Raw genomic sequence first — 20,997 nt, forward strand, 5'->3', positions numbered from 1 at the left:
CGGATGAGAGACGGGTTTCGAGGACATTGAAATGAAAAAAAGTCTTAACTGCAGTTACCGGCTGGTGTGGAATGACGTTCAGCGGGCGTTCGTGGTGGTTTCAGAACTGACCCGGGCAAAAGGCAAGCGCGCCGGCGGCGCGGTGCTGATCTCCGCGGCGGTGGGCGGCATGTTCGCCAGCACCGGGGCGATGGCATTCACCCTTGACGTCACCGGTTCGATACGGGATGAAGTGGTGCAGGAGGGCGTACAGAACGTGCGTACCGGCGGGTTAACCACTAACCACACCATCGGCAATCGCGGCACCCAGGTGGTGGCGGGCGGGCAGGCGGTCGATACTCGCGTTCAGGACGGCGGTTTACAGATTGTGCGTCAGAACGGTCAGACCACCGGTACCCAGGTGACTGAGGGCGTACAGATTGTTGAAGCGGACGGAACGGCAAACGGCTCGCAGCTTAACAGCGGCGGCAAGCAGGCGGTCTCCGGTACGGCAAACAACACGGTGGTCGGGGCTGGCGGTGCGCAAACCGTGCTGCAAAATGGCCTGGCTACGCAAACCGTGATCAACAATGGCGGCGTGCAAACCGTCAACGGCAGTTCCGTTCAGGGCACCGTTAACGCGGGCGGCACCCAGCTCATCAACAGCGGCGGCTTCTCTCAGAGCGCGACGGTCAACAGCGGCGGCAGCCAGCATGTTAACGTCGGAGGCTCAGCGGCAGACACCACTATCTTCGGCGGCGGCAATCAGATTGTTGCTGGCACCGTCTCCGGGGCGCACCTCAACGACGGCGGCGCACAGCTGGTTCAGCAAACCGGTAAATCTATCGGCACCATCATCAACAACCGCGGCACCCAGACCGTAGACGGCACCGCCATCTCCTCGGTGGTAAACAACGGCGGTACCCAGTTGGTTCATAACGGCGCGCTGGCGGCGGATACCACCGTCAACAGCGGCGGCGTGCAGCACATCAACCTCGGCGGCGCGGCCTCCGATGGCGTGGTGTTTGGCGGCGGTACCCAGGTGGTGGCGGGCACGGCCTCCGGCACCAGCGTCAGCGACGGCGGGGCGCAGCTGGTACAGGAAACCGGTAAGTCCACCGGCACCATCATCAACAATCGCGGCACCCAGACGGTAGACGGCCAGGCCATCTCCTCGGTGGTGAATGCGGGCGGTACGCAGCAGGTTAACCGCGGCGGCCTGGCGTCAGGCGGCGTGATAAGCACCGGTGGCCTGCAACACATCAGCGAAGGCGGCGCGGCCTCGGATGCCATTCTGCTCGGCGGCACCCAACTGGTCGAAGGGATGTCCTCCGGCACCATTATCAACAACGGCGGCCTGCAGCAGGTACACGCCAGCGGCATGAGCAATGATTCGGTGGTTAACGCCGGCGGCGAACAGGATGTGGACGGCGTCTCGTTCTCGGCAGAAGTGAACGACGGCGGCCTGCAGAAGGTGCGCAGCGGCGGCACCGCCACCAGCGCGGTGATCAACAGCGGCGGGATTCAGGACGTGCTGGTGGGCGGCTCTACTGCCTTCACCACGCTGCTGGGCGGTATTCAGGAGCTGGCGGGCGTGGCAGCGGACACCATCATCGGCGCGGGCGGCGTACAGCACGTTCAGGTGGGTGGCAGCGCCACCGGGTCGCTGATCAATGACGGCGGTCTGCAGCGCGTGGACGGCACCGCCACGTCATCAGTCATCTATGACGGCGGCACCCAGCTGGTGAACCGCGGCGGGCTGGCGGACAGCGCAACCGTGAACAGCGGCGGTCTGCAACACGTCAATGAAGGCGGTGCGGCTTCTGATACCACGGTATTCGGCGGTGGTAAGCAGGTGGTTGCTGGCACGGCATCCGGCACCAGCATCAACAACGGCGGTCATCAGCTGGTGCAGGCCACCGGTAAAGCCACCGACACCATCATCAACAGCGGCGGCACCCAGGCGGTAGACGGCGCGGCCATCTCTGCGGTAGTCAACGACGGCGGGGTGCAGCTGGTTCACGCCGGGGGGCTGGCGGCAGGCTCACTGGTGAACAGCGGCGGTCTGCAGCACATTAACGAAGGCGGCGCGGCCTCAGACGGACTGCTGGCGGGCGGAACCCAGATTGTTGAAGGGACTGCATCCGGCACCCGCGTGGATTCTGGCGGCGTGCAGCAGGTTCACGTCACCGGAAAAACCACCGACACGAAAATTTTTGACGGCGGCTTCCAGGATGTGGACGGCACTGCCAACGGCTCGATCGTTTACACCGGCGGCACCCAGCTGATCCGCAGCGGCGGTCATGCGAACTATACCCGTGTCGATAAAAACGGCGTGCAGATCGTGCGTGCTAACGGCGCAGCGTCAAAAACCACGCTGCTGGGCGGTACGCAGCAGGTCGCAGGCACGGCGGGCGACACGGTGATTGGCGACGGCGGCATTCAGCACGTTCAGGCGGGCGGTAGCGCCACCGGGTCGCTGATCAACAGTGGCGGCCTGCAGCGCGTTGACGGTTCCGCCACCTCAGCGGTGGTGAACAACGGCGGCGTGCAGCTGGTGAACAGCGGCGGTCTGGCTGCCGGCTCCATCGTCAATAACGGCGGCCTGCAGCACATCAATCTCGGCGGCGCAGCCTCTGATGGCACTATCTTTGGCGGCGGCAGACAGCTGGTCGCGGGTACGGCCTCTGGCACCAGCGTCAGCGACGGCGGTCTGCAGATCGTTCAGTCCACCGGTAAAACCACCAATACCAAAATTAACAGCGGCGGCGTGCAGAGCGTGGACGGTAACGCCACCTCGTCGGTCGTGCGTAACGGCGGCACCCAGCTGGTGAACAAGGGCGGCCTCGCGGCAGGCACCACCGTCAACAGCGGCGGCCTGCAGCACATCAACCTCGGCGGCGCAGCTTCTGACGGCACCGTGTTCGGCGGCGGCAAGCAGGTAGTAGAAGGCACCGCCTCCGGTACCAGCCTGAGCGACGGCGGCCACCAGATCGTCACCACCACCGGGAAAGCCACCGGCACCCTGATTAACAGCGGTGGCGTGCAGAGCGTAGACGGCAATGCTACCTCGGCCGTGGTGCGCAACGGCGGCACCCAGCTGGTGAACAAGGGCGGTCTGGCAACAGGCACCACCGTGAACAGCGGCGGTCTGCAGCATATCAACCTCGGCGGTGCGGCCTCGGACGGCACGGTATTTGGCGGCGGCAAGCAGGTAGTAGAAGGCACCGCCTCCGGCACCAGCCTGAGCGATGGCGGCACCCAGCTGGTGAAAGGGACCGGGAAAACCACCAGCACCCACATCAACAGTGGCGGTGTGCAGAGCGTAGACGGCGCGGCGATCTCCTCGGTCGTCAACAACGGCGGTCAACAGATCGTCAACGTCGGCGGTCTGGCAGCCGGCTCCATCGTGAAAAACGGTGGTATCCAGCATATCTCGGCGGGTGGCGCAGCCTCTGACGGCACGGTGTTTGGCGGCGGTACCCAGCTGGTGGAAGGCTCGGCCTCTGGCACCAGCATCAGCGATGGCGGGGTGCAGCTGGTCACCAAGAGCGGTCAGGCCAGCGGCACGCTGATCAACAGCGGTGGCGTCCAGCGCGTACACGGTCAGTCGTTTGAAGCCGTGGTGAATAACGGCGGGCAGCAGATCGTTGACCCGTACGGCTGGTCGCGCCAGAGCGTGATCAACGCTGGCGGGACGCAGATCCTCAGCAACTCCGCGGTAGCGATCTCCACTGTACTCAACGGCGGTGAGCAGCACGTCAATAACGGCGCGAAATCCTTCGCCGCACGCCTGCTGGGCGGTACCCAGAATATCGGCAGCGGCGGTCAGGCCTTCGAAGCCCGTATCGAGAAGGGCGGTGTGCAGAACGTTAATTCCGGCGGCTATACCTATGGCGGCACCATCTCTACCGGTGGCCGACAAAACGTAGCTGCCGGCGGCGTCACCGACTTCACCTTCGTGGATGGTGGCCTGCAGGTGGTTGATGGCACCTCGATTGTCAGCATCGTGAAAAACGGCGGGCGTCAGGTCATCAATAAAAACGCCAATGCCGAAGTCTCGGTGGTTATCGACGGCGGTATTCAGGAGGTGTCCGGCACCACTACCGGGTCAGAGGTTACCCGCGCTGAACAGCGTATCTTCAGCGGCGGTACCGCCACGTCGACTATCCTGAGTGACGGTGCCATCCAGGGTATTTACGACGGTGCAGTAGTGACTGACACCCGCAACCGCAACAGTATCCAGAATCTGTACAGTGGCGGACGGGCGGAAAACACTCTGATGGATGACTTTGCGGTGCAGAATATCGCCGCAGGCGCCACGGCGGTGAATACCTCCCTGGGCAACGGCAGCAAGCAGAACGTGTACGGCAACGCGACGGATACCGAACTCTCCTCAGACGGCGTACAGAACGTCTATAACGGCGGTACTGCCACCCGCACCACGATCTACGAGCGTGGCATCCAGACTATCCACAACGGCGGCTCGTCCATTCTGGCGGTCATTCGTGCAGGCGGCATCCAGAACGTACTGAACGGCGGTACCGCCACCAGCACCACCATCAACGACGGCGGCACCCAGAACGTCAACAGCGGCGGGACGGTAATCTCCACCATCATCCGCGATGGCGGGATCCAGAACGTCAATGACGGCGCGATTGTTATCGACAACACCGTGGTTGGCGATCAGGTGGTGAATCAGGGCGGCACCGTCGCCTCGTCTACCGTCAGCGAAAACGGCGCTCAGAGCGTCACCTTCGGTGGCACCGCCATCTCCACCAGCGTCAGCAAAGGCGGCGCCCAGTTCGTGCGCGCCGGCGGCGTGGCGGATCTGACGGCGATTGAACGCGGCGGCATGCTGGCACTGGAAGACGGTGCAACGGCCACCAATATCAATCTCAGCAGCGGTGCGGCACTGATGGCAGGCACCGACACCACGCTCAACGGTACCAACGCGAACGGCAGCTTCTCGATTGCCGATAAGGTTGCGGAAAGCCTGCTGCTGGAGGGCGGCGGTCTGCTGTCGGTTGCCGCTGACGGTAGCGCCAACAACACCGTGGTCGGCGAGGACGGTATGCTGAGCGTCACCGAGGGCGGTACCCTGACCGGAGTCACCAAAGTCAACGACGGCGGTACCCTGGCCGGTAACGTAACCAACAGCGGCGAACTGCGCATCACCACCGAGGCCAGCGCCAACACCATCAACGCGGCCATCAACGGCAACGGGACGCTGTATAAAGAAGGCAGCAACACCCTGACCCTGAGCGGCGTGCTCAATCAGGCGGGTGGCACGTATCTGCAGAGCGGTACCCTGGTGTTCAGCGGGCTTGAGGCCGTGACCGACATCATCGCCCAGCTCGGCACCTCGCTGCAGCTGACCAATGGCACCACGCTCACCGGGATGATCGACCCGACCGACCTGACCGTCGATGCCGGTTCGAGCTGGTTGATGACCGATGACTCCCTGCTCAATAACCTGACGCTGGGCGGCTCGATTGATTATCAGGCACCGACCGGGGCGTTCGTCCCGAAAACCCTGACCGTGACTAACCTGGTGGGCAACGGCGGTACCATCACCCTGAATACCCTGTTCGACGGTGATACCGCCGTGAGCGACAGCCTGGTACTGGACGGCGGTACAGCGACCGGTAACACGCGGATCGCCATTCGCAGCCAGGGTGGCCTGGGTGCGCGTACCACCGGTGATGGTATCCAGGTCGTGAACGCCATCAACGGCGCGACCACCACCGACGATGCCTTCAGCCTCAACGGCAGCCTGCAGGCGGGTGCGTACAACTATACCCTGCAACAGGGCAGCGCTGATGAAAGCTGGTATCTGACCACCGCGGATGCAGGCAGCAGCGAGAGTGGCCCGCAGAACTACCGTTCGGCGATGTACCTCTACAGCTCGATCTATGCTCAGGCGATGGACTACGACAGTGCACTGCTTGGCTCGCTGGATGCCCGTCGCTATGCGGCGCGTACCGCAGCCGAAGGCGGTAGCAACATGTGGGCCCGTTTCCAGGCCGGTCAGCTGAGCCACGATCACGGCAGCGACGACCTGCGCAGCGGCAGCACGCCAGAGAGTAAAGGCGGGTATACCTTCCTGCAGATCGGTAGCGACCTGTGGCAGGGTTCTGCCTCGACGATGGAGTGGAGCGTTGGGGTGTACGGTGCGGCGGGGCTGTCAGCCATCGACGTACAGCGTAACAACAAGTCGAAAGCCGGTACGGTGCGTGACGACGCTTACAGCGGCGGTCTCTACCTCAACGGCGTGCATGAGAGCGGCTGGTGGATGGACGTGGTGGCCCAGGGTACACGCCACAACTTCGACACTAACCCGCGCGACGGCGACGGCCTGAAAACCCACGGCTGGGGCTACGTTGGCTCCTTTGAAACCGGTCTGCCGTTTGAGATCGGCGGTGGCCTGGTGCTGGAACCGCAGGTGCAGTACCAGTATCGCGGCGTAAACCTGAAAGATGGCGATGATGACGTAGCAGACGTGCAGTTCGGGGACGGTCACAGCCAGCAGGTACGTGCCGGTCTGCGTCTGGGCAACAACGCCACCCTGAAAGAGACAGGCAAACCGGTTCCGGTGAGCTGGTGGGTGCGTCCGTCCTTCATCCAGACCTTCGACTCGAAGGGCGATCTGAACGTCAGCGCGCCAGGCGTTGCCGGCAGTGAGGTATCGTTCAATCCGGATCAGGATGGCACCGCCGCGGCGCTGGATGTCGGTATCGACGGCCAGATCCGCGATAACGTCACCCTCGGGGTGCGCGCAGGCTACACCCAGACCATCGACGACGCCGGCACCGGCGGCTACGGCGGTCAGGTGACCCTGAAAATCGGCTTCTGATAGCCAGGCAGTAACCTAATAAAAGCCGCACCCAAGGGTGCGGCTTTTTTGTATCTGTTATCCCTGCATTCGCACCCGCGATGGGTTAACTCACGTTCAGAAAGGAACGGATGTCATACCGCGCGATGCGTTTTACCGGCAAAACGGCAACGTCGAATTTTGCAGCCTGAAAAGAAGAGGGGGATTATACGGAAACGCTAAGAGGTACTACAGAATGGTGCGTCCGAGTGGACTCGAACCACCGACCCCCACCATGTCAAGGTGGTGCTCTAACCAACTGAGCTACGGACGCACTGAGAAGAGAATGGTGCGTTCAATTGGACTCGAACCAACGACCCCCACCATGTCAAGGTGGTGCTCTAACCAACTGAGCTATGAACGCACTGACTGTCGCTGACAGCGGGGACGAATATTAGCGATCCCCCTGCCGCCTGGCAAGCGCTAAATGGCAATTTTCTCTCTGATTTCACGCGATTGCTGCGCATGTGCGCAAAATGGAGAGAAAGTAGCCGCCCGCAGGCGGCTTATGCCTTAGCGCGCGGCGCGTTGCAGAATGACGGCGTCCGGCTGGCGCTGCAAAAAGCGCATCCGCGTCATCATTAATACTGCCGCGGAGGTCAGGCCGATAATAAAGCCCATCCAGAAACCGGCCGGCCCCATCGGCTCCACCACCCAGTCGGTCAGCGCCAGAATATAGCCCGACGGCAGACCCAGTACCCAGTATGCGGTGAAGGTAATGTAGAAGATCCAGCGGGTGTCTTTGTAGCCGCGCAGAATGCCGCTGCCAATCACCTGGATGGAGTCGGAGAGCTGGTAGATTGCCGCCAGCAGCATCAGCTGCGAGGCCAGTGCCACCACCGCCGGATTGTCGTTATACAGCAGGGCGATCTGCTCGCGCAGGGTGACGGTAAACAGCGCCGTTACGCATGACATGCCGACGCCGACCATCAGCCCGGTACGCGCGGCGGTTTTCGCCAGCTCCGGCGAACCCTGACCCAGACGATAGCCAACCCTAATGGTGACCGCCATCGCCAGCGACAGCGGCAGGACGAACATCAGCGAGCTGAAGTTAAGCGCAATCTGGTGCCCCGCCACGTCAACAATCCCGAGCGGGGAGACCAGCAGGGCAACCACGGCAAACAGCGTCACTTCGAAGAACAGCGCCAGTGCGATGGGCAGGCCAAGCTGGGTCAGGCGTTTCAGCACTGCCCAGTCAGGTTTTTCGAAGCGCGACTCGGCGGTGATGTCGCGCATGGAGCGCGCGCGGCGCACCCACAGCGACATGCAGAGGTACATCACCCAGTAGACCGCCGCGGTGGCCACGCCGCAGCCGATGCCGCCCAGCTCCGGCATCCCGAGATGACCGTAAATAAAGATGTAGTTCAGCGGAATGTTAACCAGCAGGCCGATAAAGCCCATCACCATTCCCGGCTTGGTTTTCGCCAGCCCCTCGCACTGGTTGCGCGCCACCTGGAAGAAGAGGTAGCCCGGCGCGCCCCACAGCAGCGCCCGCAGGTAGCCGACGGCGATATCGGCCATTTTCGGGTCAATATCATGCATGGCGTGAATAATATGACCCGCGTTCCAGAGCACCACCATCACCAGCACCGAGACCAATGCCGCCAGCCAGTAGCCCTGGCGCACCTGATGCGCGACGCGATCGCGGCGGCCTGCGCCGTTGAGCTGCGCGATAGTCGGGGTGAGGGCCAGCAGCAGGCCGTGGGCGAAGAGGATCGCCGGCAGCCAGATAGAGGTGCCGATGGCGACCGCCGCCATGTCGGTGGCGCTGTAACCGCCGGCCAGCACGGTATCAACAAAGCCCATTGAGGACTGGGCAACCTGCGCGAGGATCACCGGAATAGCCAGAGCCAGTAACTGACGCGCTTCACTGGAGTACTTCTGCACGTGAACACCTGTATTGTTGTTATTTGCGAGACTAAAAAAGCCGCCATACGTGGCAGCAGGAAGAGAATGCGGGGAATTTCAGTCCATTGTAGCGGGAGTAATTCATTAAGCCAGTGAAATAGTGCACTTAAGGCGCTGCAGGCTGGCAAGGGGATTTTCCACCTGTTATTGTGCTGGGCATGGCGTTGCGGCGCGGGCCGCATAACGAATTGAGGAGTCAACATTATGTTTACGGGGATTGTGCAGGGCACAGCAAAAGTGGTGAACATCACTGAAAAACCTAACTTCCGCACCCACGTGGTGGAACTGCCGGAGGCGCTGCTGCCCGGTCTGGAAACCGGTGCCTCGGTGGCGCATAACGGCTGCTGCCTGACGGTGACCGAGATCGACGGGAACCGGGTCAGCTTCGACCTGATGAAAGAGACCCTGCGTGTCACCAACCTCGGCGAGCTGAACGAAGGCGACGTGGTGAATATCGAGCGTGCGGCAAAGTTCAATGATGAGATTGGCGGGCACCTGATGTCCGGGCACATCATGACCACTGCCGAGGTGGCGAAGATCTTAACCTCAGAAAACAACCGTCAGATCTGGTTTAAGCTCCAGCAGCCGGAGCTGATGAAGTACATTCTGCAGAAGGGGTATGTCGGCGTGGACGGCATCAGCCTGACGGTGGGGGAAACCACGGCAACGCGTTTCTGCGTACACCTGATCCCGGAAACCCTGCAGCGCACCACCCTCGGCAGTAAAAAGCTCGGGCATCGCGTTAACATCGAAATCGACCCCCAGACTCAGGCGGTGGTGGATACCGTGGAGCGCGTAATGGCGAGCCGTGAAGCAGCGCTGGCGGCCGCCGCTGTACAGGCTCAGCAAGAGTCCTGATTCAGTCGCACAGCAGGGTGCCGCGTACCCTGTTGTGCTCATCGTCCTGCCCGAGCACCAGCGCGACCGCCTTGCGGGCAATGCCCTCCAGCGAATAGCCGATTGCCGGGATGGCGCTCTGCCCCGGCAGACGCGTACTGCCATCGAGGCTGAACACCACCACCTGCTCCGGGACGCTGATCTGGTAATCGCGCAGCAGGGCGATTGCCTCCTGCGCCTGACTGTCGTCGGTGACCAGCAGGGCAGTAAACTTCACCCGACTGTTGATCAGTTTTTGAAGCGCGATGCGCGGTTCGCTTTCGCCCTCAATTACCCGCTGACGGTTGAAGGGAATAAGCTGGTTTTCTGCCGCTTCGCGATAGCCCTGCAGGGTTTCCCGTGCCGCATCCCCGCCGGGAAAGTTGATCAGCGCGATGTCGCGGCGCTTGTGACGACTCAGATACTCCACCGCGGTCTGCGCGGCAAACTGACGGTCGCAGGCCACGCTCTGGGCGTCCGGGGCGCTCAGGCAGTCGATAAAGATCACGTCCTCATGCAGCGGCGGCAGGGCGAAGCGCGCCCCAACCACCAGCAGGGCATCGCACAGCCCGCTCGACAACTCCTCCACCGCCCGCAGTACCGCCGGCGCATCGCTGGCAAAGCGCAGCAGCAGATGCTTGCGGTGCTGGCTAAGCTGTTTCTCCAGCGCCTGTAAATAGCCGGTGGACTGCTGAACGTGTTCGGTGGCGCAGATCACGCCGATGCAGTGCGTGGTCTGACTGGTCAGCGAGCGGGCGATGGCGTTGGGCTTGTAGTTCAGCGTCTCGGCGGCGCGTAACACCGCCTGACGGCTCGCTTCCTTCACGCCGCGACTGCCGCTCAGCACGCGCGAGACCGTGGCCTTGGAGACCTGCGCCAGACGCGCGACATCGTTAATGGTGGACATAATCATTTCCTGAAAACAGGCGGGCGCGCAAGCCCGCCGGGCACTCACTCAGTAAAGCCATTGCGTTCCGCGGTCTGGCTGAACCACTCCCCGCTGCGCTTGATGGTGCGCTGCTGGGTTTTAATATCAAGCGACACAAAGCCGTAGCGGTTTTTATACGCGTTGCACCATGACCAGTTATCGATAAAGGTCCACATATGGTAGCCGAGGCAGTTGCTGCCCTCGCTGATGCCCTTGTGCAGCCACTTCAGGTGCTCGCGTACAAAATCGATGCGGTACTGGTCCTCGATTTTGCCGTCTTTTTCAAAGCGCTGCTCGTTCTCCACACCCATACCGTTCTCGGAAATATAGCAGCGCGGATTGCCATAGTTTTCGCGCAGGTTGGTGAGGATGTCGTAGATGCCGCGCTCGTAGATCTCCCAGCCGCGATACGGGTTCATCTTGCGGCCCGGCATCTCATAGGCGCTGAAGAACCACTCCGGCATAAACGGGCTGGCCGGATTGACCACGCTGTCGCGGCACTTGATGCGGCGCGGCTGATAATAGTTCACGCCGAGCAGATCCACCACGCCATCGCGGATCAGCGCCGCGTCTTCCGGCTCGCTGACCGGCAGCATACCGTACTCGTTGAGCAGCGACACCAGATCTTCCGGGTAGCTGCCGCGCAGCACCGGGTCGAGGAAGCTGCGGTTGAAGAAAAGATCCGCAATGTGGGCGGCCTTGACGTCCGCCGGGTGCTGCGAGCGCGGGTAGGAGGGGGTAAGGTTGAGAATGATGCCGATTTCGCCCTCGGCCCCACATTCGCGCCAGGCTTTCACTGCCCGGGCATGCGCCAGAATGGTGTGGTACGCCACGGTAGCCGCACGTTTGAAGTCCACCACGTTGGGGTAGTGGAAGTCATACAGATAGCCGCCTTCCACCGGTACCACCGGTTCGTTGAAGGTGAACCAGGTTTTCACCCGATCGCCAAACAGCCCAAAGCAGGTGCGGGCGTAATGCTCATACGCCTCTACGACTTCGCGACTCTCCCAGCCGCCTTTATCCTGCATCGCCATCGGCATATCGAAGTGGAACAGGTTAATGAATGGCGTAATCCCCTGGGCCAGCAGTTCGTCAATCACCTGGTTATAGAATTCCACCGCCTTCGGGTTAACCTCGCCGCTGCCGTCGGGGATCAGCCGCGCCCAGGAGATCGAGGTGCGAAAGCTGTTGTGGTTAAGCTGCTTCAGCAGCGCGATATCCGCTTTCCAGTTCTGATAAAAGGTGGACGTCTGCGCCGGGCCGACGCCGTGGTGAAAGCGCTCGGGCTGGGCGTCGAACCAGTGATCCCACACCGTCGGGGTTTTACCATACGCGAGGCTCTCGCCCTCGGTCTGCGGCGCGGAGCTGGCGCTGCCCCACCAGAAATTTTTCGGAAATACGTAGTCCATTGCGTCCTCTCAGGGGTGACGGAGATTAATTTACGGTGACAGTGTCACTTTGCGCGTGATTGTTTTCTTCCTGTTTGAGCAGGGTGCGCTCGTAAGCTTTCAGGAACGGGTAATACATCAGGGCGGCCATCACCATACAAACCAGGCACATGATCACCGGGCTGATGGCCCAGTTGGCGGCCCAGGAGGCACCAATCGGCGCCGGCGTGGTCCACGGGGTGAGCGATACCACCTGCGCGACCCAGCCCATTTTGGTGGCGGTCCAGGCGAGGGTGGCGTTCACCATCGGGATCAGAATGAAGGGCAGGAACAGCACCGGGTTCATGATCACCGGGGCGCCGAACAGGATCGGCTCGTTGATGTTAAAGAAGCTCGGCACCACGCCCATTTTGCCGATGGTGCGCAGGTGGATCGCGCGGCTGCGCAGTAGCAGCAGGGCCAGCGGCAGGGTCGAGCCAACGCCGCCGATCAGCAGATAGTGGTCCCAGAAGCCCTGCAGGTAGACGTGAGGCAGTGCGCTTCCGGCGGCCAGCGCCGCCTGGTTGGCAGACAGGTTAGCCATCCAGAACGGGTTCATGATGCCGGTGACGATAAGCGCACCGTGAATGCCGGCGAACCACAGGATCTGGCAGATAAGGACCGAAATCAGCACCGCGGGCAGCGAGTCGGATGCCGCGACCAGCGGCGACAGCAGATGCATAATCGCTTCGGGAATAATCATCCCGGTGGTGGATTCGATCAGCAGATTCAGCGGGTGCAGGGTGGCAATAATCACCACTACCGGAATAAGGATCTCAAACGAGCGCGCCACCCCGGTCGGCACCTCTTTCGGCAGGCGAATAGTGATGTTGCGACGCTTCAGGAAGGCATACATCTCACTGGCGTAAATAGCCGCGATCAGCGCGGTAAAGATGCCCTGGCCGGAGAAGTACTGGGTGGAAATCTGGCCATCTTTGTAAGGTGCGGCAACCAGCAGGAACGCCATAAACGCCAGCAGGCCAGTCATGGTCGGGTCGAGCTTGTAATGCTTACCGAGGCTGGCACCGATCCCAACCGAGATAAAGAAGGTCATTACCCCCATGCTGAGGTTAAACGGCAGCATCAGCTGTTCACGATACTTCAGCGACAGATCGAGCCAGCCGCGGCAGAAGGCGTTCTGGGTATCGGGCGAGAAGGGCGGAAAGATAAAGACCAGTAAAAACGAACCGATGATCATAAACGGCAGGGCGGCGAGAAAACCATCCCTGATAGCTACCACGTGGCGCTGAGAACCCATGGCACCGGCCAGCGGGGTGATCTTATTTTCAATTACATGGACCATGCTCTGGTACAGGCTCATGACGGTTTTTCCTTGTAGGGGTCGTAGGCACGTCATGATTGTGAAACAAGATGGAAACCGGTTTCCAATTTATAATGAGTTAATTGTTAAGCAGATCACTCCCTGAAGAACGAAGAGCGGGAAACCGTGAGAGAGTTCACAAAACCCCCGGCAACGCCGGGGAAGGTTAGCGGGGGACGCGCAGGCCGTGCTCTACGCCGCGGCTGAAGACCACCTGCCACAGCTGGATATCACGGGCACGGAAGGCACCGGCACAGGCGTTGAGGTAATAGGTAAACATGCGGCGGAAGCGCTCGGAGTAGTTATCCGCAATCTCCGGCCAGGCGGCCTGAAAACGCGCATACCACGCCATCAGCGTTTTGTCATAGTCCGGCCCAAAGTTGTGCCAGTCTTCCATCACAAAGTGCTTTTCCGCCGCGTTGGCGATATGGCGCACCGAAGGCAGACAGCCGTTGGGGAAGATGTACTTATTGATCCACGGGTCAACGCTGTTGCTGGTAGTGCGGGAGCCGATGGTGTGCAGCAGGAACAGGCCGTCCGGCTTCAGGTTCCGGTCCACCACCTCAAAGTAGGTGGCGTAGTTTTTTGGCCCGACGTGCTCGAACATGCCTACCGAGACGATGCGGTCAAACTGTTCATCAAGATCGCGATAGTCCTGCAGGCGGATGTTGACGTCCAGGCCCTGACAGCGTTCCTGCGCCATTTTCTGCTGCTCGGCGGAGATGGTCACGCCGTGCACGCTGACGCCGTAGTGCCGCGCGGCATACTCCGCCAGCCCGCCCCAGCCGCAACCGATGTCCAGCAACGTCATGCCCGGCTCCAGCGCCAGCTTGTCGCAAATGAGCTTCAGTTTCGCCTGTTGTGCATCGACCAGGTTATCGGCAGTTTTCCAGTAGCCGCAGGAGTACTGCATCGCCGGGTCGAGCATGCGGCTGAAGAGATCGTTCCCGAGATCGTAGTGCTCTTTGCCCACCATCCACGCGCGCTTGCGGCTCTGGAGGTTAAAAACCCTGGCGCCGAGGATGCGCAGCGTATCTTTGAAATGATGCGGCAGCTGCTGCTCCAGCCCGGCGCGCAGTACGCGGGTAAAAAAGAGATCGAGGCGGTCGCAGTCCCACCAGCCGTCCATATAGCTTTCGCCGAGGCCGAGTGAGCCTTCCTGCAGCACGCGTTTAAAAAACTGGGGATTGTTTACCCTGATGTCGCCGGGCTGGCTGCCGTTGATTTCAATGCCGGCGCGGCCCAACAGTTCACTGACGATGCGGAACCATTCACTGTCCCGGACGCTGACTTCTTCTATACATGATGAACTCATAGCTTCTCCATCACCCACGTGTGATCAGAACCTTCAAAAAGCGTAGACGCATTTTAAGGATTGAGAGAATTATCACGGTTTGCACCGTGAGCCTGATTTCTGACGATGAACAGAGGAAGGGATGAAAACCCTTGCCAGAAGTGCCTTCCGTGGTGGGAGGGGAGCATCCTGATCCCCGTTTCTGCCTGTTTATTATGGTGTTACGGCTGGCAGCAACGAAAATCAGTATAGGCTCCGCCTGGGGTGGGTTCAAGTGAAAAAGGTAGCAGGCTAATCAGGCGATAACGAAATTATCGCCTGGGAAATTACCTGTCGAACGACGAGGCGGCGGTGCGTGCAGGATTGATGCTCGCCTGCATCGCCCAGCCCAGCACCACCAGCACAATCGTAGCCAGCATCACGCTGGTGGTGGCCAGCAGCGGCCAGGCGATCAGCGCCGACACTACCAGGCTTGCGAAGAAGCACAGGCCCAGCTGCAAAGTATTCTGCAGCGCGGCGGCGCGTCCGGTGGCCTGCGGGAAGGGCAGCAGAGCGGCGGCAACCACAATGGGGTAGATAGCGCCGTTCGCCATCGCCATCAGGCAGAACGGGATCAGCAGCAGCGTCAGCGACGAGCCATCCAGCACGCCAACGGCGAAGGTTGCCACCACGCTCAGGGCAAAAATCGCCAGCAGCCACGGCAGCATGCGCGCCCCGGACCACTTCTGCAGTGCGCTGCGGCAGCCGTACCCGCCAATCAGAAACGCGATGGTCTGCGGAACATAGCTCAGGCCGATGATGCCCGGACCATAACCCATTTCGCTGAGGATAAACGGTGAGCCGGTCAGCCAGGCGAAGAAGCTCGCCGAGCAGGCGGCATAGATCAGCACGTTACCGGTATAGACGCGGGAGCGCAGTAGGGAGATAAAGCGCAGCGGAGCGGCCTTTTCGCTGGTCGGATGGCGCGGCAGCGGTTTCAGGCGCAGGGCCGGGATCATCAGCGCGAGGGTGATGCCAAACAGCACCACGAAGATCGCCTGCCAGACGCTGTGGTTGAGGATAAAGCTCCCCAGCAGCGGGGCGAGTGCCGGTGACAGGCCGACCAGCGGCATGATGGTGGCAAAGATGCGCCGCGCGTTGGTCGGGTAATAATCGGTGACCAGCGCCTGCCAGATCACCGCCGCTGAGCAGACTCCGACCGCCTGAATGAAGCGCAGCACCAGCAGGCCGGTGGCGCTTTCGACCCAGACCATGCCGAGGCTGGCGAGAGCGAAAATTGCCAGACCCACCAGCAGCACCGGGCGACGGCCATAGCTGTCAGAGAGCGGCCCCCACAGCAGCTGCGCCAGGGCGAAACCGGCGAGGAACAGGCTCAGGCTGGCGCTGACGGCGGCAGGCGCAACCCCGAGATCCTGCTGAATGGCGGCAAACGCCGGCAGGTACATATCGGTTGCCAGAAAGCCGAGCACGCTCAGCCCGGCAAGCCAGATCAGAAATCCTTTTGATGGACGCATGAACTTTCTCTTTTATCAATCAGTGCAGGTAGACGGGGCGTGAGTGTAAGAAGTGCGTTCCGGCTTGTGAACCGTTAATATTTGTAGATTGCGTTCAAAAATTTTGCAGGCAAAAACATGTGGTCTGAATATTCGCTGGAAGTGGTGGATGCGGTGGCGCGCAACGGCAGCTTTAGCGCGGCAGCCAAAGAGCTGCATCGCGTGCCTTCTGCCGTCAGTTATACCGTGCGTCAGCTGGAGGAGTGGCTGGCGGTGCCGCTGTTTGCGCGCCGCCATCGTGATGTGGAGCTGACCCCCGCCGGGGCGTGGTTTTTGAAGGAGGGGCGCTCTGTTATCAAAAAAATGATGGTCACCCGCCAGCAGTGTCAGCAGATCGCCAACGGCTGGCGCGGCCAGCTGTCGATTGCGGTGGACAATATTGTCCGCCCGGAGCGCACCCGGCAGCTGGTGCTCGACTTCTATCGCCACTTCCCGGACGTGGAGCTGCTGGTCTCTCAGGAGGTGTTCAACGGCGTGTGGGATGCGCTGGCCGACGAGCGCGTCGAGCTGGCGATTGGCGCGACCCAGGCGATCCCGGTCGGCGGGCGCTACGCCTTTCGCGATATGGGGATGCTGAGCTGGCAGTGCGTGGTGGCTGCCAGTCATCCGCTTGCGCAACAGCAGGAGCCAGTGAGCGACGATCGGTTGCGCAACTGGCCATCGCTGGTGCTGGAGGATACCTCGCGCTCGCTGCCGAAGCGTATTACCTGGCTGCTCGATAACCAGCGCCGGCTGGTGGCACCGGACTGGGCCTCGGCAGAAGTCTGTCTCAGCGCCGGATTGTGCATTGGCATGGTGCCGTCGCATTTTGCCAGGCCCTGGCTGGACCGCGGCGAGTGGAAAGCGCTGACGCTGGAGAACCCGTTTCCGGATGCGGCCTGCTGCCTGACGTGGCGGCAGAACGATGCTTCACCGGCGCTGCAGTGGCTGCTGGATTATTTAGGGGACAGTGAAACGCTGAACCGGGAGTGGCTGCGGGAGCCTGAGTGACAGGCTCCCGGCAGGATTAGCGGCGGTAGTCGCGGAACGGACCGTCAGCGACGGAACGGCGTTCGATCAGGCGCGGATGCACCTCGATGGTCTGGGCCTCTTCGCGCTTGCTGGTGATCCTGTCCAGCAGCATGTTGAAGGCCGTCTCGCCCAGCGAATCCTTCGGCTGGTGGATAGTGGTCAGCGCCGGGCTGAAGAAACGCGCGTTTCGCACGTTGTCATAGCCAATCACGGAAATATCCTGCGGTACGCGCAGACCCATCTCATCCGCGGCGCAGATAGCGCCCATCGCCATGATGTCGCCGCCGCAGAACACCGCGGTGGGGCGGTGCGCCTGAGACAGGATCTGCTGCATTGCGCGATACCCGGATTCCGGCTCAAAATCGCCCTGCACGATCCAGGCCTCCGGCACCGCAATCTGCGCCTCTTTCATTGACTGCATAAAGCCTGCCAGACGGCCTGCGCCGGTGTTGCGCTCCAGCGGGCCGGGAATTACGCCGATGTCGCGGTGTCCGCGCTCAATCAGATAGCGCCCGGCCATGTATCCGCCCTTGAAGGCGTTATCGATAACCGAATCAGTAAAGTCGGCGCGCGCTTCGCCCCAGTCCATCACCACCATCGGGATGTGGCGATACTCTTCCAGCATGCCGATCAGCGAATCCGGATACTCAGAGCACATCACCAGCAGGCCATCGACGCGCTTCTGCGCCATCATCGACAGGTAAGCGCGCTGCTTCTCCTGGTTGTTGTAGGCGTTGCCGAGCAGCAGGGTATAGCCCTTGGCGAAGCAGTTTTTTTCCACCGCTTCGATGATTTCGGCGAAATACGCGGCTTCGCTGCTGGTCGCCAGCAGGCCAATCGATTTCGTATGGTTCACTTTCAGGCTGCGGGCGACCGCGCTGGGTGAATAGTGCAGCTCTTTAATCGCTGCCCACACCGCGTTGCGCGTCTCTTCCGCAACAAAACGCGTCTTGTTAATGACGTGTGAAACAGTTGTAGTAGAAACGTTTGCTTTTTTCGCGACGTCTTTAATTGTTGCCATGAAATATCACTCCAGACCACCCTCTAAACTCCTGAAATTTATCAAGGTAAACGTTTGCCTGTGTTAAGCCTCGGTTGCAACCATGTTGTGTTGCAAATGACCGGGAGAGTTACACCAAACGTCAGGAGGGAGTAGTGGCCGGTAAACAAAATAATTTAGCGACGAATTTTGGCCGATCCGCAGCAAAAGTGGAAGCGTTAATACGCATATCAAACTAAATCGCAGGGGATTTTTCGCACGAACTATGCAAAAATGATCAAGACCTGCTTTTTACAGGGATATTCTGGAGCCAAAAAATGAACAAAGATCTGAAATTTTCACTGCTGACGACCGTTATCACGCTGGGTTTGATCGTTTTCGGCGCGCTGACCGCCATTCTGCACTAAAAAATCGCCCCTGAAACGGGAGGGAAGCCGCTTCTCTCCCGTTTGCGCAACAACAGTGTGACCCTCCTCCCGTTTTACCCTCCGATAATTAACAATTCAGCAATAGTCTTTAGCATGTTTTGTCACTTCTGTTTTTGTTTACAAACTGTCATTCTTTCGCTCCCTGAATGATCACCGCTCCGGCGGTAACGGCCAGACCGGATTACACGGCGTCTGGCCCGGAGTAAAAATGCTATGAAAATCAACTTTCCGCTGCTTGCCCTGGCTATCGGCGCTTTTGGGATTGGTACCACAGAATTCTCACCGATGGGGCTGCTGCCGGTTATCGCCGACGGGGTTAACGTCTCCATTCCCGCCGCCGGGATGCTGATTAGCGCCTATGCGGTTGGGGTGATGATTGGCGCACCGCTGATGACGCTGCTGCTGTCGCATCGCGCACGCCGCAATGCCCTGATCTTCCTGATGGCTATCTTCACTCTCGGCAATGTGCTGTCTGCCATCGCCCCGGACTACACGACGCTGATGCTGTCGCGCATTCTCACCAGCCTCAACCACGGCGCGTTCTTCGGGCTGGGTTCCGTGGTGGCGGCAAGCGTGGTGCCGAAGCACAAACAGGCCAGCGCGGTAGCAACCATGTTTATGGGGCTGACCATCGCCAATATCGGTGGCGTTCCGGCCGCGACCTGGCTGGGTGCCACCATCGGCTGGCGCATGTCGTTCCTCGCCACCGCCGGGCTGGGCGTTATCGCCATGCTGAGCCTCTGGCTGTCGCTGCCGAAGGGCAGTGCCGGCGAGCGGCCTGACGTGCGTAAAGAGCTGTCGGTACTGCTGCGTCCGCAGGTGCTGAGTGCGCTGCTGACCACGGTACTGGGTGCCGGCGCCATGTTCACGCTCTACACCTATATTGCCCCGGTGCTGCATGACGTTACCGCCGCCACTCCGGCATTTATTACCGGCATGCTGGTGCTGATTGGCGTGGGCTTCTCCATCGGTAACTTCCTCGGCGGCAAGCTGGCTGACCGTTCGGTCAACGGCACGCTGAAAGGGTTTCTGCTGTTGCTGATCGTGATTATGGCGGCTATTCCGTGGCTGGCGCGCACCGAGCCTGGCGCAGCCATCAGCATGGTGGTGTGGGGCGCGGCTACTTTTGCGGTGGTGCCGCCGCTGCAGATGCGCGTAATGCGCGTCGCCAGCGAAGCACCGGGGCTGTCATCCTCGGTGAATATCGGGGCGTTCAACCTTGGTAATGCGCTGGGCGCGGCAGCGGGCGGGGCGGTGATCTCCGCAGGCCTGAGCTACAGCGTGGTGCCTGTGATGGGTGCCGCGATCGCCGCAGCGGGTCTGCTGCTGGTGCTTATCGCCTCGCGTAAACCCCAGGCGCAGGCCTGTCCGGCTGAATAACGCGTTGCGCATCACGCGCAGGCAATAAAAAAGGAGAAGGGGTAACCTTCTCCTTTTTTTATATCCGCTCGCTTCAGCGAATGGTTTTAGGGGTCATCACCCGGCGCGCGCCCACGTAGTGGCGCTTCCAGTAGTCTTCACTCAGGCTGGTGATCTGAATACCCTGGCCGCTGCTCGGGGACTGAATAAATTTGCCGTTGCCCATGTAAACGCCGACGTGATCGGCGGTGCCGCGACCCTGGGTGCGGAAGAACACCAGATCGCCGGTTTCAAGCGCGCCACGATCCACCGCGGCGGCATCGCGCAGGTGGTACATTTCGTTGGCGGTGCGCGGAATGCGGAACTTCACCAGATCTTTATAGGCATACCACACCAGGCCGCTGCAGTCGAAACCGGTACGCGGCGAGGTGCCGCCCCAGCGATAAGGTTTGCCAATCTGCTGCATCAGCTTCGACATCGCGGTTTTCTGCGCTTTCTGCACCCGCAGCTTGTGCGCATCGGCGATGGTGAGCCCTTTAGCGCTGCGTGATTTCAGACAGGCGCTGGCGTTACGGCTTTTGCGGCAGGCGGCGGAGGTGGTGCTGGCGACACGAGAAACGGTGCGGGTGGTGCGAGAAGCGGTTTTTGGCGAGGTGCTACGTTTCTTGAGTGCGGTGCGGGGTTTCTTATCGGCGGTGGGGCTTTTTTTACTTTTTTCGATGCGCTTTTTCGCCGGGGTGGATTTCTTTTTCGCTTTCGCGTTGGTCGCGGTACTGGTTTTTTGTACCTTCGCCGGACGCGCGTGCTCGGACGCCACCGCCAGCGGCGTTGCGACAAAGGAAAATGTTGTCAGTAATACAGCACAGAGCGTGACTGAGATGGTCTTAATACGCGCCACTGGCTAGTCCCTCTTTAGATGCAGGCAACAATGCGAGCCTATACTAGTGCAAAACCAGACGATTCTAATCGAAAAAAAGCGGGAAAGTTAATAGCCATTTCGTCTGATACGCGGTGTGTCGCACAATATGTTGCCTGCGCA

Annotated in this window: 13 protein-coding genes and 2 tRNA genes; 5 read left to right on the top strand and 10 right to left on the bottom strand. The window is 60.7% G+C overall.

Annotated elements, in window-relative coordinates; genetic code table 11:
• Positions 1-31: 31 nt before the first annotated feature.
• Entirely contained in the window at positions 32-6,835 is a 6,804-nt protein-coding gene (locus ET34_RS0112230) for an AIDA repeat-containing protein (protein ID WP_031522440.1), read from the top strand.
• A gap of 215 nt (positions 6,836-7,050) precedes the next feature.
• Here ET34_RS0112230 and ET34_RS0112235 read toward each other — a convergent pair.
• From ET34_RS0112235 to mdtK, 3 genes are all read right to left on the bottom strand, one after another.
• Positions 7,051-7,127, bottom strand: a tRNA-Val gene (locus ET34_RS0112235).
• A gap of 13 nt (positions 7,128-7,140) precedes the next feature.
• A tRNA-Val gene (locus tag ET34_RS0112240) sits at positions 7,141-7,217 on the bottom strand.
• 149 nt (positions 7,218-7,366) lie between these two features.
• Positions 7,367-8,740, bottom strand: a complete 1,374-nt coding sequence (gene mdtK / locus ET34_RS0112245; RefSeq protein ID WP_031522442.1) for an MdtK family multidrug efflux MATE transporter — start codon at positions 8,738-8,740, stop codon at positions 7,367-7,369.
• A 225-nt stretch (positions 8,741-8,965) separates the two neighbouring features.
• Between mdtK and ET34_RS0112250 the strand changes: the two genes are divergently transcribed.
• Positions 8,966-9,619 (top strand): riboflavin synthase, encoded by a 654-nt coding sequence (locus tag ET34_RS0112250; protein ID WP_031522444.1) that lies wholly within the window; start codon positions 8,966-8,968, stop codon positions 9,617-9,619.
• A gap of 1 nt (position 9,620) precedes the next feature.
• Here ET34_RS0112250 and ET34_RS0112255 read toward each other — a convergent pair whose 3' ends face one another.
• From ET34_RS0112255 to punC, 5 genes are all read right to left on the bottom strand, one after another.
• Positions 9,621-10,544 carry a LacI family DNA-binding transcriptional regulator gene (locus tag ET34_RS0112255; RefSeq protein WP_031522447.1) on the bottom strand — a complete coding sequence of 308 codons (924 nt, stop codon included), beginning with the start codon at positions 10,542-10,544 and terminating at the stop codon, positions 9,621-9,623.
• Between the two features lie 44 nt (positions 10,545-10,588).
• Positions 10,589-11,974: a glycoside hydrolase family 1 protein gene (locus ET34_RS0112260; RefSeq protein WP_031522449.1), complete on the bottom strand. Its 1,386-nt coding sequence runs from the start codon at positions 11,972-11,974 to the stop codon at positions 10,589-10,591.
• Between the two features lie 25 nt (positions 11,975-11,999).
• Positions 12,000-13,313: a PTS sugar transporter subunit IIC gene (locus ET34_RS0112265; protein WP_031522451.1), complete on the bottom strand. Its 1,314-nt coding sequence runs from the start codon at positions 13,311-13,313 to the stop codon at positions 12,000-12,002.
• A gap of 166 nt (positions 13,314-13,479) precedes the next feature.
• The gene (gene cfa / locus ET34_RS0112270; RefSeq protein WP_031522453.1) at positions 13,480-14,628 is read right to left on the bottom strand and encodes a cyclopropane fatty acyl phospholipid synthase; all 1,149 of its coding nucleotides are present in this window, start codon (positions 14,626-14,628) and stop codon (positions 13,480-13,482) included.
• A 305-nt stretch (positions 14,629-14,933) separates the two neighbouring features.
• The gene (gene punC, locus ET34_RS0112275; RefSeq protein ID WP_031522455.1) at positions 14,934-16,121 is read right to left on the bottom strand and encodes a purine nucleoside transporter PunC; all 1,188 of its coding nucleotides are present in this window, start codon (positions 16,119-16,121) and stop codon (positions 14,934-14,936) included.
• A 117-nt stretch (positions 16,122-16,238) separates the two neighbouring features.
• Between punC and punR the strand changes: the two genes are divergently transcribed.
• On the top strand, positions 16,239-17,150 hold the full coding sequence (punR, locus tag ET34_RS0112280) for a DNA-binding transcriptional activator PunR (protein WP_031522457.1): 912 nt from the start codon (positions 16,239-16,241) through the stop codon (positions 17,148-17,150).
• A 16-nt stretch (positions 17,151-17,166) separates the two neighbouring features.
• On the opposite strand, the gene purR is transcribed toward punR, so the two are convergent.
• On the bottom strand, positions 17,167-18,192 hold the full coding sequence (gene purR / locus ET34_RS0112285; protein ID WP_031522459.1) for an HTH-type transcriptional repressor PurR: 1,026 nt from the start codon (positions 18,190-18,192) through the stop codon (positions 17,167-17,169).
• Between the two features lie 296 nt (positions 18,193-18,488).
• On the opposite strand from purR, the gene cydH reads away from it, so the two are divergent.
• On the top strand, positions 18,489-18,578 hold the full coding sequence (cydH, locus tag ET34_RS22565; RefSeq protein ID WP_035891304.1) for a cytochrome bd-I oxidase subunit CydH: 90 nt from the start codon (positions 18,489-18,491) through the stop codon (positions 18,576-18,578).
• Positions 18,579-18,812: 234 nt separating this feature from the next.
• Positions 18,813-19,979 (top strand): MFS transporter, encoded by a 1,167-nt coding sequence (locus ET34_RS0112295; protein WP_031522460.1) that lies wholly within the window; start codon positions 18,813-18,815, stop codon positions 19,977-19,979.
• 73 nt (positions 19,980-20,052) lie between these two features.
• Here the strand turns inward: ET34_RS0112295 and ET34_RS0112300 are convergent, their stop codons facing one another.
• Positions 20,053-20,856, bottom strand: coding sequence for a C40 family peptidase (locus tag ET34_RS0112300; RefSeq protein ID WP_031522462.1), 804 nt, complete (start codon positions 20,854-20,856; stop codon positions 20,053-20,055).
• Positions 20,857-20,997 lie beyond the last annotated feature (141 nt).

It is taken from the genome of Siccibacter colletis (genome assembly GCF_000696575.1).
Lineage (GTDB): Bacteria > Pseudomonadota > Gammaproteobacteria > Enterobacterales > Enterobacteriaceae > Siccibacter > Siccibacter colletis.

Bases quoted from the DNA above. Each gene is read 5' to 3' on its own strand.
- ET34_RS0112260 (WP_031522449.1), bottom strand. From the start codon at position 11,974: ATGGACTACGTATTTCCGAAAAATTTCTGGTGGGGCAGCGCCAGCTCC.
- cydH (WP_035891304.1), top strand. From the start codon at position 18,489: ATGAACAAAGATCTGAAATTTTCACTGCTGACGACCGTTATCACGCTG.
- ET34_RS0112255 (WP_031522447.1), bottom strand. From the start codon at position 10,544: ATGTCCACCATTAACGATGTCGCGCGTCTGGCGCAGGTCTCCAAGGCC.
- ET34_RS0112250 (WP_031522444.1), top strand. From the start codon at position 8,966: ATGTTTACGGGGATTGTGCAGGGCACAGCAAAAGTGGTGAACATCACT.
- cfa (WP_031522453.1), bottom strand. From the start codon at position 14,628: ATGAGTTCATCATGTATAGAAGAAGTCAGCGTCCGGGACAGTGAATGG.
- ET34_RS0112295 (WP_031522460.1), top strand. From the start codon at position 18,813: ATGAAAATCAACTTTCCGCTGCTTGCCCTGGCTATCGGCGCTTTTGGG.
- ET34_RS0112230 (WP_031522440.1), top strand. From the start codon at position 32: ATGAAAAAAAGTCTTAACTGCAGTTACCGGCTGGTGTGGAATGACGTT.
- purR (WP_031522459.1), bottom strand. From the start codon at position 18,192: ATGGCAACAATTAAAGACGTCGCGAAAAAAGCAAACGTTTCTACTACA.
- ET34_RS0112265 (WP_031522451.1), bottom strand. From the start codon at position 13,313: ATGAGCCTGTACCAGAGCATGGTCCATGTAATTGAAAATAAGATCACC.
- punC (WP_031522455.1), bottom strand. From the start codon at position 16,121: ATGCGTCCATCAAAAGGATTTCTGATCTGGCTTGCCGGGCTGAGCGTG.
- punR (WP_031522457.1), top strand. From the start codon at position 16,239: ATGTGGTCTGAATATTCGCTGGAAGTGGTGGATGCGGTGGCGCGCAAC.